Genomic DNA, 12,681 nt, shown 5'->3' on the forward strand with positions numbered 1-12,681 from the left:
CCCCCCGATTCCGTGGGCCGGGCGACCGCCGCCACCCATATGGTCAATCAGAGCGCCCTCATCCCCGCGATAGAAACATGCCCGGCGGCGGGGATGACGCCGCTCCTACAAGGCCTTCGGCAGGCTTACCGGTAACGCCCCAGCCGAGCATGGCTCGGCTCTACCGTGGGCCCGATGGTTTCCGACGTCACTGCCTGCCACTGCACTGTGCGTCTACGGTTACAGTCCGGGGTCCTCTCATTACGGGACCTCTCATGCCTGTATTCCTTCGCAGTCCACGCCTGCAGGCGCTGTTGCTCGCCGCATTGCTGCCTTTCGCCGTACAAGCACAACCGCCGCGCCTGATCGGCTATGTGATGGACAGCCCCGAGCCGCTGCAGTTGTCTGCACAGAAGCTCGACGTGGTGAACTTCGCATTCGCCGTGGTTCGCCTGGACGGCACCGTCTACCTGCCAGAAAACGTCGATCCGGCACGCCTGCACGCCGTGGTCGCCAAGCGTGCGGACAATCCGTCACTGCAGATCGTGTTGTCGATCGGCGGCTGGGGTGCCGGCAACTTCTCCGAAGCCGCCGCCACCGCACCGGCACGCGCGCGCTTCATCGACAGCAGTGTTGCGCTGATGCACCAGTTCAAGCTCGACGGCCTGGATATCGACTGGGAATACCCCACGCTCGGCGATGCCGACATCAGCCACAGCCCGGATGATCGCCAGAACTTCACCGTGCTGCTGGAAGAACTGCGTGCGCGCCTGGATCGTGAAGGCAAGGGCAAGCGCCATTACCTGCTGACCATCGCCGCCGCCGAAGGCCGCGCCGCCGAAGGCCTGGAACTGCCGCGCATCGCCAACTCATTGGATTGGATCAATCTGATGACCTACGACTTCTACGGCAGCCTGACCAAGACCACCGGACATCACTCCGGGCTTGCGCGCTCACCGCTGGCTACGCCGCAGGGCCGCACCACCGTGGATGCGGTGAAGTACTTCCTCGATGCGGGGGTGCCTGCCTCCAAGATCAATGTCGGCGTACCCTTCTATGGCCGCACCTTTGGTGATGTCGGCACGGACAACAACGGTCGCTTCCAGAAGTTCACCAAGGAAGGTGGCTTCATTACCTGGCGTGACATCGTCCATACCCGCCTCAACGCAGCCGATTGGGAACGCCATTGGGACGAGGAAGCGCAGGTGCCGTGGCTGTGGAATGCCAAGGAGCGACGCATGGTCAGCTACGACGATCCGCAGTCGCTGCGGATCAAGGCCAACTACGTGAAGCAACAAGGCCTTGGCGGCATCATGTACTGGGAGCAGCGCGGTGATGACAACGAGCAATTGCTGGATGTGTTGCATGAGGCATTGCGCTGACCCGGTAGTGCCGAGCCATGCTCGGCAGGCGCTTCACCGGTAACTCCAACCGTAGTGCCGAGCCATGCTCGGCAAGGGTCCTTCCCCGCAAAAGCTGCCCTCACCCCAACCCCTCTCCCGCATGCGGGAGAAGGGCTAGATTGGCCGCGCACTGCACCGCCAAGTAGTGCCGAGCCATGCTCGGCAGAGACTTCACCGACCCTCATTTGTGGGAGCGGCGTCAGCCGCGAAGCCTGCATTGCTTGAATCGCAAGCACGACCGCAGTCTGATCGACTCCAGGCTTCGCGGCTTACGCCGCTCCCACAGGTGATCGGCTGGGCTATCTGCAAGGCCTCTTGCCGAGCATGGCTCGGCACTACAGGAATGCAGAAGGCGCGGATTGCTCCGCGCCTTCTGCGTTGCAGCACACAAGCCTGCGCTTAGAAGCGGGTCTTGAACTCCACGCCCCACAGACGCGGTTCGTTGATGAAGCCGGTGAGGTTGTTGAAGTCGATGCCGCCGGTGGCGCGGATCTGGTTGGTGATGTTGCGGCCGTACAGCGCCACGTCGTAGTCACCATCATTCCACTGGTAACCCACGCGCAGGCCGCCTTCCAGCAGCGACTTGCCGGTGAATTCCTTGGACTCGTACAGGAAGAAATTCACTTCGCTGCGGTAGGCCCAGTCGGTGAACACATACAACTGCGTGCCATCAGCCAGCGGCAGCGACCAGCGTGCGGTCATGTTGTGGGTCCACTCCGGTGCCTGCGGCAGCGAATTGCCGTTGATCAGCACCTTGCCGTTGACGACCGGATTGGTCACGGTGCAGGAGAAGCACGGCGCCACGCTCAGATCGGAGTCCTTGATCTCGGTGTGGTTGTAGCCGCTGCCCAGGGTGACCAGCAGGTTGTCGGTCAGGTAGGCCTGCAGATCCAGCTCGAAGCCCTGGCCCACGCTCTTGTCGGCATTCAGCAGGATGTTGGCATTGCCGCCTGCGCCGCCCACGGCGGTCAGCTGCTGATCCTTGACCCGGTAGTGGTAGACGCTGGCATTCAAGCGCGCACGGTTGTCCCAGAAATCGGCCTTCACGCCAGCCTCGAACGACAGCACGGTTTCCGGATCGGCCACGGTCTTGTTGTTGAAGGCACCCGCCGACTGGATCGAACTGCCGCGGAAGCCGGTGGCGACGCGGCCGTAGACATTGACGGTGTCGTTGACGGCGTAGGTGGCCGAGAAGTCCCAGTTGAACTTCTTGTCCTTGGTCGAGGCCGACAGGTAGGGATCAACAGCATCACCCTTGGCATAGGCGTCCTGCTGCGCGGCAAGCAGACCGGCGAGGTCGCACTTGGCAATACCCGGGGGCGTGGTCAGGGTCGGTGCAATGCACGGCGAGAAGCCGGTGTTCCAGTAATCCTTGACCTTCAGGTCCTTCTTGTCGACGGTGTAACGCACGCCGGCGCGCAGTTCCAGCTTGTCGGTCGCCTGGAAGTTCAGGCCGCCGAACACCGCCCACGCATCATTGGTCTGGTTGATGCGCTGGAAGCCATCCTGCTTGCTGCCGTTGGTGCTGTCGTAGCTGACGCTGTCGACGTCGTAGTCTTCCTTGAAATAGAACACGCCGGCCTGCCAGTTCAGCGGGCCTTCGTTCTGCGATTCAAGGCGCAGCTCCTGGGTCCACTGCGAGTGGCTGGGGATGCCATCGGCGGTTTCCGAAGCAAACGGTACCTCAGGCGTGAAGTAAGGACCCGACGTGCCGTCGATGTCGCCGACGCTGAAGGTGTCGACGGTTTCATAGCCGGTGATCGAGGACAGCTTGTAGTTGCCCAGGTCCCAGCTCAGGCGCGCATTGGCACCGCTGCTGTCGAGCTCGGAGTGGTTCAGGCCGTCGATCGACACCTTGTTCTCGTCGAAGCCGGGCACGAAGTCGTTGCTGCCCTTCCTGAAGATGTTGCCGCGGAACAGGCGCGCGGTGCCGTTGAGGTGACGCTTGTGCGCACCCAGCAGCGCTTCGAAGTTGTCGCCCTCGTACAGGAACTGCGCACGTACGGCCGATTCGTCATAGCCTTCCAGGCCGTCATTCGGACCGGTGCCGGTGTTCTTCACCCAATCGTCGCGACGCTGGTACAAGGCCGACACACGTGCCGACCAGCGCGCGCTCAGAGCGCCACCGACGGCGGCTTCCACGTTCCACAGGTTGTCGCTGCCGTAGCCGACCTTGCCATAGCCTTCGAACTCCTGCGACGGACGCACCGAGTCGAACTTGACCACGCCGGCCGGGGTATTGCGGCCGAACAGCGAACCCTGCGGGCCGCGCAGCACTTCCACCTGTTCCACGTCGAAGATCGGGAAGCCCTTGAGGATCGGGTTTTCCTGCACGATGTCGTCGTACACCAGCGAGACCGGCTGCGAGGTGTTGAGGCGGAAGTCGGTGTTGCCGTAACCGCGGATGTAGAAGCGCGGGAAGGCGCGGCCGAACGAGGATTCGATGTTCAGGCTGGGCACGCGGCCGGACAGGTAACGCACGTCGGTACCACCGGAGGCCAGCGCGTCGAGCTTCTCGCCGCTGACGGTGCTGATCGACACCGGCACGTCCTGGATGTTTTCCACCTTGCGTGCGGCGGTGACCTTCACCGCATCCAGCGTGGCGGCTTCCTTCTGGGCCGGGGTCGCATCCTGCGCGGCAGCGGTAAGTGGCAGTACGGCGAGAACGGCGACAAACAGCGGATGCGCTGCCGGCAGGCGGCGGCGGACGGTACGGGTCGGGGACATGGCGGAGAAGGGCCTGTTGAGGAGGAATGGGGAACTGCGCCTAGCACGGAATTGTTGCAGTACAACATTCGTATCGCAATCGTTCAGGTATTCAGCAGCATGACGCCTGTCAGGGGTATCTGGCCCCGGCGCCGCATAGACTTGGGGCTTCCTTCCCGCCCAGGCACCTTGCCATGACTCAATGGTATTTCCACATTCCCGGCCAGGCCGACCGCGTCGGCCCCTTGGACGACGAGGCCGCGCGCCGTTTTGCCCAGGGCAGCCGCCAGGCCTTGGCCTGGCGCGAGGGCATGCAGGGCTGGCAGGCGGTGACCGAAATCGCCGACTTCGGCGGCCAGGCCGGCCCGCCGCCGACGCCGCCGCCGGTGGGTGGCAGGGGCAACCGTGCCGACGATATCGACTTCCGCATCATCGGGCATGAGATGCAGTTCGTGGAAATCGAACTCGACCCGGGCGAAAGCGCGATCGCCGAGGCCGGCGCACTGATGTTCAAGGATTCCACGGTACAGATGGACACCGTGTTCGGTGACGGCCGCCACGAGGGCCAGGGCGGTGGCTTCATGGACAAGCTGATGTCGGCCGGCAAGCGCGTGATCACCGGTGAGAGCCTGTTCGCCACCGTGTTCACCCACACCGGCAACGGCAAGGCCAAGGTCGCCTTCGCCGCACCCTACCCCGGCACCGTGATCCCGATGAAACTGGACCAGCACGGTGGCAAGCTGATCTGCCAGAAGGACAGCTTCCTGGCCGGCGCGCGCGGCGTGCAGGTGGGTGTGCATTTCCAGCGCAAGGTGATGACCGGCCTGTTCGGCGGCGAAGGTTTCATCATGCAGAAGCTCGAGGGCGACGGCTGGGTGTTCGTGCACGCCGGCGGCTGCGTGGTGGAACGCGAGCTGGCCGCAGGCGAGCGCATCGACGTGGATACCGGCTGCGTGGTGGCTTACCACGCCGGTGTGGATATGGACGTGCGTCGCGTAGCCGGCCTGAAGAGCATGTTCTTCGGTGGCGAAGGCGTGTTCCTGGCGACCCTGACCGGGCCGGGCAAGGTCTGGCTGCAATCGCTGCCGTTCTCGCGCCTGGCCGGCCGCATGTATGCCGCCGCACCGCAGGGCGGTGGGCAGAGCCGCGGTGAGGGCTCGGTGCTGGGTGGGCTGGGCCGCTTGCTGGATGGCGACAACAAGTTCTGATTGCTTGCTGGAGCCAAGCCCAGCGTAACCGTGGGCTTGGCTTTGGGCTTTGGCTCGTCATTCCCGCGCAGGCGGGAATCGCTCCTGCCTTTGCTTTTGCTCAAGCGGTAGCCTCAAAAGCCGGAGCGATCCCCGCCTGCGCGGGGATGGCGATCTCATTCCCTCGACACACTGAACCCGAATCGCAGCCCCACCTAAACGGCTCCGCTTGCTGCCAGGTGTCCTCCCAGCGCAAAGCGCTATGCTGGCGCCCTTTCCAACGCCCCCTGTTCATCATGAAAGCGCGCAACGTCCGTCTGCTGCTGTCCCTCTCTTTGTTCGGTCTGCTGGCAGCCTGTGGCGGCGAGAACACCAAGCCCACTCCGCCGGCAGCGGTGCAGCCGACCACGCCGGTAAGGCCGGTCAAGATCGGCGTGGCATTGGGCGGCGGCGCAGCCAAGGGTTTCGCCCATATCGGCGTGATCAAGATGCTGGAAGCCAACGGCTTTGAGCCGGTGGTGGTGTCCGGCACCAGCGCTGGCAGCGTAGTGGGTGCGCTGTATGCCAGCGGCATGAACGCCTTCCAGATGCAGCAGAAGGCCGTCGCGCTGGACGAAGCCAGCATCCGCGATATCCGCCTGTTCTCCGGCGGCCTGGTGCAGGGCCAGAAGCTGCAGGACTACGTCAACGCGCAGGTCGGCAACAAGCGCGCAGAACAACTTGAAAAGCCCTTCGCCGCAGTTGCCACGCAGCTGGAAACCGGTGAGCGCGCGGTGTTCGTGCGCGGCAATGTCGGCCAGGCGGTGCGCGCTTCCAGCTCCATCCCCGGCGTGTTCGAGCCGGTGATCATCGGTGGCAAGAGTTATGTGGACGGCGGTGTGGTCAGCCCGGTGCCGGTGGATGCGGCCAAGCAGCTGGGGGCCGAGTTCGTTATCGCAGTGGATATCTCCAGCCGCGCCACCGGCCAGCGCCCGACCGGCCTGCTGGGTGCGGTGGGCCAGTCGATCACCATCATGGGCCAGCGCCTGGGCGAGCAGGAACTGGCACGCGCCGACGTGGTGATCCGCCCGGCGGTGCTGGACATCGGCGCGGCTGATTTCGAGCAGCGTGGCCGCGCCATCCTCGAAGGCGAGAAGGCGGCGATGGCGGCGATGCCGCAGATCCGCGCGGGTATTGCCCGCCTGCAACAGGCGCGTCTAGCCACCGCACGCAATGCCGAGGCACGTGCTGCGGCCGTACAGGCCGAAGCGCACCAGCGTTGCCAGGACAGCCGCAGCCGCATCGAGAAGCTGCGCGGCATCGAGAAGAACTGCAACGCGCCCGCGCGTTGAGGGTCAACGGCAGGGCAGCAGAGTCTTTTGTGGGAGCGGCGTAAGCCGCGAAGCTGATAGACCTTCAGATCAAGAGCTCAACAGCAGAAGCGCCCTCACCCCAACCCCTCTCCCGCGTGCGGGAGAGGGGCTTGAAAGCTGCAACACCAACCCTTCTTCACCGCCCCAGCTGCGACAGCGGCAGGGCGCGGAACTCCTTCACCGTGCGCAGCACGAAGCTGGAATTGACGTCGGCAACACCGGCCGCGTTGAGCAGCTTGTCGAGCAGGAATTCCGAGAAGTGGTCCAGGTCGCGTACGTAGACCTGCAGCAGATAGTCCATGTCGCCGGTCAGCGCATGGCAGGCCACCACCTCATCCCATAGCTGCACCGCCTGCACGAAGTGATCGATGGCCGCCTGGCCGTGCTTGGACAACTGCACGCGCACGAAGGCCTGCAGGCCCAGCCCGATCGCGCGCGGCTCCAGCCGTGCGCCGTAACCGGCGATCACGCCTTCCGCTTCCAGCCGCTGCACTCGCCGCAGGCAGGCCGACGGCGAGAGATTCACCCGCGCCGCGAGCTCGGCGTTGGTGGCGCGGCCATGCTGCTGGATTTCGACCAGAAGCCGCAGATCCGTGCGATCAAGATTCACCGACGCCATCTTTGTTGCTCCGCACCATTGAATGGACGCAACAATATTGCGTCATAACCGACTGGCAGCGCAATTACGCACACCTGTTGCGCGGCAGGCTTCCTACCATGCGGTTATCTATTCCCTTCAGGAGCTGCCGCCATGGAAGCCAACCCGCGCCGCGTCGAACACCAGCAGACCGACAAGGGTTACGTGCCGGTCTATACCACCGCCGTGGTGGAGCAGCCCTGGGACGGCTACAGCGCCGACGACCATGCCACCTGGAGCACCTTGTACCAGCGCCAGCGCGAACTGCTGGTCGGCCGTGCCTGCCAGGAATTCCTCGATGCCCAGGACGAGATGGGCATGAGCGAGCACATGATTCCGCGCTTCGACCAGCTCAATGAAGTGCTGGGCGCGGCCACCGGCTGGACCCTGGTCGGCGTGGAAGGCCTGCTGCCCGAACTCGATTTCTTCGATCACCTGGCCAACCGCCGCTTCCCGGTGACCTGGTGGATCCGCCGCCCGGACCAGATCGACTACATCGCCGAACCGGACCTGTTCCACGACCTGTTCGGGCATGTGCCGCTGCTGATGAACCCGGTGTTCGCCGACTACATGGCCGCCTATGGCCGCGGTGGCGTCAAAGCCCACGCGATCGGCCCGGATGCGTTGCAGAACCTGACCCGCCTGTACTGGTACACGGTGGAGTTCGGCCTGATCAACACCGCCGATGGCCTGCGCATCTATGGCGCCGGCATCGTGTCGTCCAAGGGTGAGTCGCTGTATTCGCTGGAGTCGGCCGCACCGAACCGGATTGGTTTTGACCTGGAGCGGATCATGCGCACCCGCTACCGCATTGATACCTTCCAGAAGAGCTATTTCGTCATCGACGGCTTCGAGCAGCTGATGGCCGCGACCGAACCGGACTTCACCCCGATCTACGCCCGCCTGGCCGACGCCGAACATCTGCCTGCCGGCGACGTGCAGGACGGTGACACGGTGTTCCAGCGCGGCAGCGGCGAAGGCTGGGCCGACGGCGGCGACGTCTGAGCCAGCCCACCTCGCTGCAACGGAAGAAGCCGCCCAAGGGCGGCTTCTGTGCTCTGTAGCCCGGGTAAGCGAAGCGCACCCGGGGACTTCCAAACGTCTCGGGACGGCGGCAGCTCACTGCGCCTTCGCCGCTGCCACCTTGGCCACCCGCCGCCCACCATACTTGCGGTCCAGATAGAGCCCAACGGCTACCGCCACCAGCAACGGTGCCGCCCACGGGAACAGCTCGATCAGCAATGCCGGCACCGTGGTGTGGCTGCGCAGCCACTGCCATAGCGGACGCATGCCAATGCCGAGGAACGCCACATGGGTAGCAATGCCGGCACCCAGGATCGACTGGTAGTGCTGGCGAAACGCCCAATCCGGACGCGACGGCCCGCGGCGGGCGAACTTCAGCATGCGCCAGCCCACCCACAGGCCAATCGACGAGAACCCCAGAAACAAGGGCTGGCGATGCTGGATGCCGGTGCCCACAACCACCAGCGCCAGGATCACCATCGGCCACACCGCCAGATGCCAACCCGGCCGTGACACCAGCTTCTTCCAATCGCGCTTGTCGGTGACCGCGCGCCAGGCCAGCCACGTCGCGTTGCCGGTGATCGCCATCAGGTAGGCCAGGAACAAGGCCGACAGCGGCTGCTGGCGGAAGAAAGCGAACTGGACGGTGATCGGCAGCGCGGTAACCACGATCACCGCCATCGCTACCAGATACACCTTGCCCAGCGCACGATGCCGCGGCGAACCCTTCTTCATGAACGCCGCCGACCAGAAGCCGGCCAGGGCGACCACGCCGGCCAGCACATGCAGCGCGACGATCAGGGAATATCCAGGCATGGGGAAGCTCTCTCCAGTGACGGCCGGCGGAGTGCGATGGCCTGTGCACAGCGTGCGTGAGCCGCTGCGGCCACAGCAGTCGCGGCAGTCATTGATCGACCCTGCCGGAAGTCACTTTCTGCTGCATACCCCTTGCCGCTGAGGCCTGCGCCCACCAGCATGCGTGCATGGAAATCACTCCCCGTTCGCGCTGGCACAGGCTGCTGCACCCGCTCAACCTCGCCGGCCTGCTGACCTGGCTGGCGGTAGCGGCCACCCTGCCCTATGGCTCCGGCGAGCAGATGGCCCTGCGCTGGGGCAGTGCACTGCTGTTCCTGCTCGCCTTTCTGTTTGCCGCCAGCTACGAGCGCCCGTCGCCGCAGCGCAGCGTGGCGCTGCTGGTCGAGGCAGCGGCAGCGCTGGCGGTGATCCGCCTGGCCGCCAGCAGCGGCGTCGCGCCCGCCCTGCTGGTGATGCTGGCCGCCCAGGTGGCAATGAGTTGGCCACTGCGCATCACATTGGTGGTGATGCTGCTGGTCAACCTGGGCATGTACCTGGTGCTGCGCGACGTGCACAGTCACCCGGCTGCGGTGGTGTTGATCTTCGCCGGCTTCCAGGCCTTCGCCATGCTCACCACGCACTACGCGCGCAGCGCCGAGCAGGCGCGCGACCGGCTGGCGCTGGTCAACGCCGACCTGCTGGCCACCCGCGCCCTGCTCGCTGAAAGATCCCGCGACGTGGAACGGCTGCGCTTGTCGCGTGAGCTGCATGATGTCGCCGGGCACAAACTCACTGCCCTGCGCCTGCACCTGCGCGCGCTTGCCGGCCGCACGGATGCAGCGCCCGAGCTGGCCCTGTGCGAACAACTGTCCGCCGAGTTGCTGGGCGATATCCGCGCCGTGGTGCATTGCCTGCGCGACAGCGGCCAACTCGACATGGATACCGCCCTGCACGCGCTGGCCGCACCCTTGCCGCGCCCACGCCTGCAACTGCAGCTGGATGCCGACGTGCAGCTCAGCGATACCGCCAAGGCCGAAACCCTGCTGCGCTGTGTGCAGGAGGCGCTGACCAACAGTGCCCGCCACAGCGACGCCACGGTGCTGCAGGTTGCCCTGCAACGCCGCGACGGACGCTTGCTGCTGGCGATGGAAGACGATGGCCAGTTGCGCGGCGAACCACGCCCTGGCAATGGCCTGACCGGCATGCGCGAACGCGTGGACCAACAAGGCGGCAGCCTGCAGCTGCAACGTGCTGCTTCCGGTGCCCTGCAGATTCGTGTGGAATTGCCCGCATGAACGAATCCCCCCGCATTGCCCTGGTCGACGACCAGGCCCTGATCCGCGCCGGCCTGCGCGCCCTGCTGCAGCAACTTGGCATCACCATCGTGTTCGAAGCCGACAGCGGCGACGCCCTGCTCGAACAGATTGCACAGCAGCCGGTGCAGCTGATCCTGTCGGACATCCGCATGCCGGGCCTGGACGGCATCCAGGCCTTGAAAGCCCTGCGCGGGCGCGGCGATCAAACACCATGCGTGTTCCTGACCACCTTCGACGAGAGCGACCTGCTGCTGCGTGCCACCGAAGCCGGCGCACAGGGTTTCCTGCTGAAGGATGCGGCACCGGAGGACCTGCATGACGCCATCGTGCGTGCCATCGCCGGACAGACCTTGTTGCAGCCGGTCAGCACCGATGCGGTGCGGCAGCGTTATCGCTACCACGCCGATGACGCGCCGAAGGAGTTGTTCAGCCAGAAGGAAGTCGCGGTGCTGCGGCTGATGGCCGGTGGCTACAGCAACCGCGAGATCGCCGGCAGCCTGTTCCTGGCCGAAGGCACGGTGAAGAACTACGTGTCGACCATCCTCGACAAGCTCGACACCCGCGACCGCACCCGCGCGGTACTGAAAGCCATCACCCTGCGGGTGATCTAGCGCCACCGAACGAAGCCGTAGTGCCGAGCCATGCTCGGCAAGGGCTTTACCGTTAGCGTGTCCGCCGTTGTGGGAGCGGCGTAAGCCGCGAAGCCACCAGCCCATCAGCTCGCGAATTTATCGGTTGTTCCAGCGTTGTTGGCTTCGCGGCTTACGCCGCTCCTACAACTGGTGCACAGGTAAAGCCCCTGCCGAGCATGGCTCGGCACTACGCACCTCGACCGTCACGTGCACGATCTCCTCGTGGATCGCCAAGGCGCGATGGAACACTTCCGGCGCCACCATGGTCTCGGTCACCACTTCCATCGCGCACGCGTAGCGGCCACGGCCAACCTGCCAGACATGCAGGTCACTGATCCGGGCAGGCACCTCCCCCTGCTCCACCGCCTCGCGGATCTCGGCCACCACCGGCGCGTCCATCTCCGCATCCAGCAGCACGCCGCCAGTCTGCCTGATCAGACCCCAGGCCCAGACCGACACCAGTACCGCGCCAACGATGCCCATCAGCGGGTCCAGCCAGGAGGCGCCGAAGTACAGGCCACCGAGCAGGGCGATGATCGCCAGCACCGAGGTCGCTGCATCGGCCAGTACATGCAGGTAGGCCGAGCGCTGGTTCAGATCATGGTGATGATGGTGGTGGTGGCCGCCATGCCCGTGGTGGTCATGCCCGTGGTCGTGACCATGATGGTGGTGTTGATCGCGCAGCCACCATGCACACAGCAGGTTCACCGCCAAGCCGACCACCGCGATTGCAATGGCCTGCTGGTAGTGGATGGGACTGGGTTTGAACACGCGCAGGATGGACTCGAACGCCATGATCGCGGCAACCCCCAGCAACAGGATCGCGCTGGTGAACCCCGCCAGGATCTCGATCTTCCAGGTCCCGAAGGCAAAGCGTGGATCATCGCGGTAACGCCGCGCGCAGGCATAGGCAAAAGCCGCCAGACCAAGCGCCAGCGCATGCGAGCTCATATGCCAGCCATCGGCCAGCACCGCCATCGAGTTGAACCACCAGCCGCCGGCGATCTCGATCACCATCATCACAATGGTCAGCACCATCGCGCGCCGGGTGTTCTTCTCCGCCATCGGATTGCCTTCGCTGAAAGCATGGCTGTGGCGGCGGGATTGGGCGAGCGCGTCGAGTTGCATGGCGGTGGGTTGGAAGAAGGACGGCGTGATTCTATACCCCCAAGGGGTATATGATGCCAGCCATGGCTCATATCCAACGCGACAAGAAAAAGCTGCTGACCCGGGTGCGGCGCATCGCCGGTCAGGTAGCGGCCCTGGAACAGGCACTGGAAAGCGGCGACGACTGCGACGGCGTGCTGGTGCAGATCGCCGCCGCCAAAGGCGCCATGCACGGGCTGATGCTGGAAGTGATGGCCGGGCACCTGAGCGACCATGTCGTCGCGGAAAAGGACCCGGCCAAGCGCGCGCAGGAAGCCGAGGTATTGCTCGAGCTGATGAAGCGCCACGCGAAGTGACCGGTAGTGCCGAGCCATGCTCGGCAAGGGGCGTTACCCGCAACCCAACCAGCGGTTGTGGGAGCGGCGTCAGCCGCGAAGCTCACGAACCATCAGATTGCCAACACACCGATGATTGCAACATAGCCAGCTTCGCCGCTGGAGCCGCGCCAACAGCCCGTATGCCGGTAAGGCCTCTGCCGAGCATG

The 12,681-nt window shown here is 64.9% G+C and carries 11 protein-coding genes; 7 read left to right on the forward strand and 4 right to left on the reverse strand.

Going from position 1 to position 12,681, the window contains the following annotated elements; translation table 11 throughout:
* Positions 1–254: 254 nt before the first annotated feature.
* Positions 255–1,361 (forward strand): glycoside hydrolase family 18 protein, encoded by a 1,107-nt coding sequence (locus AC1VXC_RS19905; RefSeq protein WP_313172813.1) that lies wholly within the window; start codon positions 255–257, stop codon positions 1,359–1,361.
* 420 nt (positions 1,362–1,781) lie between these two features.
* Here AC1VXC_RS19905 and AC1VXC_RS19910 read toward each other — a convergent pair whose 3' ends face one another.
* Positions 1,782–4,109 carry a TonB-dependent receptor gene (locus AC1VXC_RS19910; RefSeq protein WP_313172814.1) on the reverse strand — a complete coding sequence of 776 codons (2,328 nt, stop codon included), beginning with the start codon at positions 4,107–4,109 and terminating at the stop codon, positions 1,782–1,784.
* Between the two features lie 173 nt (positions 4,110–4,282).
* Here AC1VXC_RS19910 and AC1VXC_RS19915 point away from each other — a divergent pair, with 173 nt between their 5' ends.
* Together AC1VXC_RS19915 and AC1VXC_RS19920 are read left to right on the forward strand one after the other, a co-directional pair.
* Positions 4,283–5,296, forward strand: coding sequence for a TIGR00266 family protein (locus tag AC1VXC_RS19915; RefSeq protein ID WP_313172815.1), 1,014 nt, complete (start codon positions 4,283–4,285; stop codon positions 5,294–5,296).
* 275 nt (positions 5,297–5,571) lie between these two features.
* Entirely contained in the window at positions 5,572–6,606 is a 1,035-nt protein-coding gene (locus tag AC1VXC_RS19920; RefSeq protein ID WP_313172816.1) for a patatin-like phospholipase family protein, read from the forward strand.
* A gap of 157 nt (positions 6,607–6,763) precedes the next feature.
* Here the strand turns inward: AC1VXC_RS19920 and AC1VXC_RS19925 are convergent, their stop codons facing one another.
* Positions 6,764–7,246 (reverse strand): Lrp/AsnC family transcriptional regulator, encoded by a 483-nt coding sequence (locus AC1VXC_RS19925; RefSeq protein WP_282271903.1) that lies wholly within the window; start codon positions 7,244–7,246, stop codon positions 6,764–6,766.
* Between the two features lie 132 nt (positions 7,247–7,378).
* Between AC1VXC_RS19925 and phhA the strand changes: the two genes are divergently transcribed.
* Positions 7,379–8,269: a phenylalanine 4-monooxygenase gene (phhA, locus tag AC1VXC_RS19930; protein WP_313172817.1), complete on the forward strand. Its 891-nt coding sequence runs from the start codon at positions 7,379–7,381 to the stop codon at positions 8,267–8,269.
* Between the two features lie 114 nt (positions 8,270–8,383).
* Here the strand turns inward: phhA and AC1VXC_RS19935 are convergent, their stop codons facing one another.
* The gene (locus AC1VXC_RS19935; protein WP_313172818.1) at positions 8,384–9,103 is read right to left on the reverse strand and encodes a DUF2306 domain-containing protein; all 720 of its coding nucleotides are present in this window, start codon (positions 9,101–9,103) and stop codon (positions 8,384–8,386) included.
* A 167-nt stretch (positions 9,104–9,270) separates the two neighbouring features.
* On the opposite strand from AC1VXC_RS19935, the gene AC1VXC_RS19940 reads away from it, so the two are divergent.
* Together AC1VXC_RS19940 and AC1VXC_RS19945 are read left to right on the forward strand one after the other, a co-directional pair.
* Positions 9,271–10,377 carry a sensor histidine kinase gene (locus AC1VXC_RS19940; protein WP_481539838.1) on the forward strand — a complete coding sequence of 369 codons (1,107 nt, stop codon included), beginning with the start codon at positions 9,271–9,273 and terminating at the stop codon, positions 10,375–10,377.
* Complete coding sequence (locus tag AC1VXC_RS19945) at positions 10,374–11,009, forward strand: response regulator transcription factor (protein ID WP_313172820.1); 636 nt, start codon at positions 10,374–10,376, stop codon at positions 11,007–11,009. Before AC1VXC_RS19940 ends, AC1VXC_RS19945 begins: the two co-directional genes overlap by 4 nt.
* A gap of 162 nt (positions 11,010–11,171) precedes the next feature.
* Here AC1VXC_RS19945 and dmeF read toward each other — a convergent pair whose 3' ends face one another.
* Positions 11,172–12,158, reverse strand: a complete 987-nt coding sequence (dmeF, locus tag AC1VXC_RS19950) for a CDF family Co(II)/Ni(II) efflux transporter DmeF (protein WP_313493952.1) — start codon at positions 12,156–12,158, stop codon at positions 11,172–11,174.
* Between the two features lie 62 nt (positions 12,159–12,220).
* On the opposite strand from dmeF, the gene AC1VXC_RS19955 reads away from it, so the two are divergent.
* Complete coding sequence (locus tag AC1VXC_RS19955; RefSeq protein WP_313172822.1) at positions 12,221–12,493, forward strand: metal/formaldehyde-sensitive transcriptional repressor; 273 nt, start codon at positions 12,221–12,223, stop codon at positions 12,491–12,493.
* The last annotated feature ends 188 nt before the right edge of the window (positions 12,494–12,681 follow it).

The sequence above is a fragment of the Stenotrophomonas sp. STEN033 genome, assembly GCF_056856655.1.

What these genes read in the sequence shown, in the direction of transcription:
- phhA (WP_313172817.1), top strand. Translation starts at nt 7,379, where the DNA reads ATGGAAGCCAACCCGCGCCGCGTCGAACACCAGCAGACCGACAAGGGT.
- AC1VXC_RS19920 (WP_313172816.1), top strand. Translation starts at nt 5,572, where the DNA reads ATGAAAGCGCGCAACGTCCGTCTGCTGCTGTCCCTCTCTTTGTTCGGT.
- AC1VXC_RS19935 (WP_313172818.1), bottom strand. Translation starts at nt 9,103, where the DNA reads ATGCCTGGATATTCCCTGATCGTCGCGCTGCATGTGCTGGCCGGCGTG.
- AC1VXC_RS19910 (WP_313172814.1), bottom strand. Translation starts at nt 4,109, where the DNA reads ATGTCCCCGACCCGTACCGTCCGCCGCCGCCTGCCGGCAGCGCATCCG.
- AC1VXC_RS19940 (WP_481539838.1), top strand. Translation starts at nt 9,271, where the DNA reads ATGGAAATCACTCCCCGTTCGCGCTGGCACAGGCTGCTGCACCCGCTC.
- AC1VXC_RS19955 (WP_313172822.1), top strand. Translation starts at nt 12,221, where the DNA reads ATGGCTCATATCCAACGCGACAAGAAAAAGCTGCTGACCCGGGTGCGG.
- AC1VXC_RS19945 (WP_313172820.1), top strand. Translation starts at nt 10,374, where the DNA reads ATGAACGAATCCCCCCGCATTGCCCTGGTCGACGACCAGGCCCTGATC.
- dmeF (WP_313493952.1), bottom strand. Translation starts at nt 12,158, where the DNA reads ATGCAACTCGACGCGCTCGCCCAATCCCGCCGCCACAGCCATGCTTTC.
- AC1VXC_RS19915 (WP_313172815.1), top strand. Translation starts at nt 4,283, where the DNA reads ATGACTCAATGGTATTTCCACATTCCCGGCCAGGCCGACCGCGTCGGC.
- AC1VXC_RS19925 (WP_282271903.1), bottom strand. Translation starts at nt 7,246, where the DNA reads ATGGCGTCGGTGAATCTTGATCGCACGGATCTGCGGCTTCTGGTCGAA.
- AC1VXC_RS19905 (WP_313172813.1), top strand. Translation starts at nt 255, where the DNA reads ATGCCTGTATTCCTTCGCAGTCCACGCCTGCAGGCGCTGTTGCTCGCC.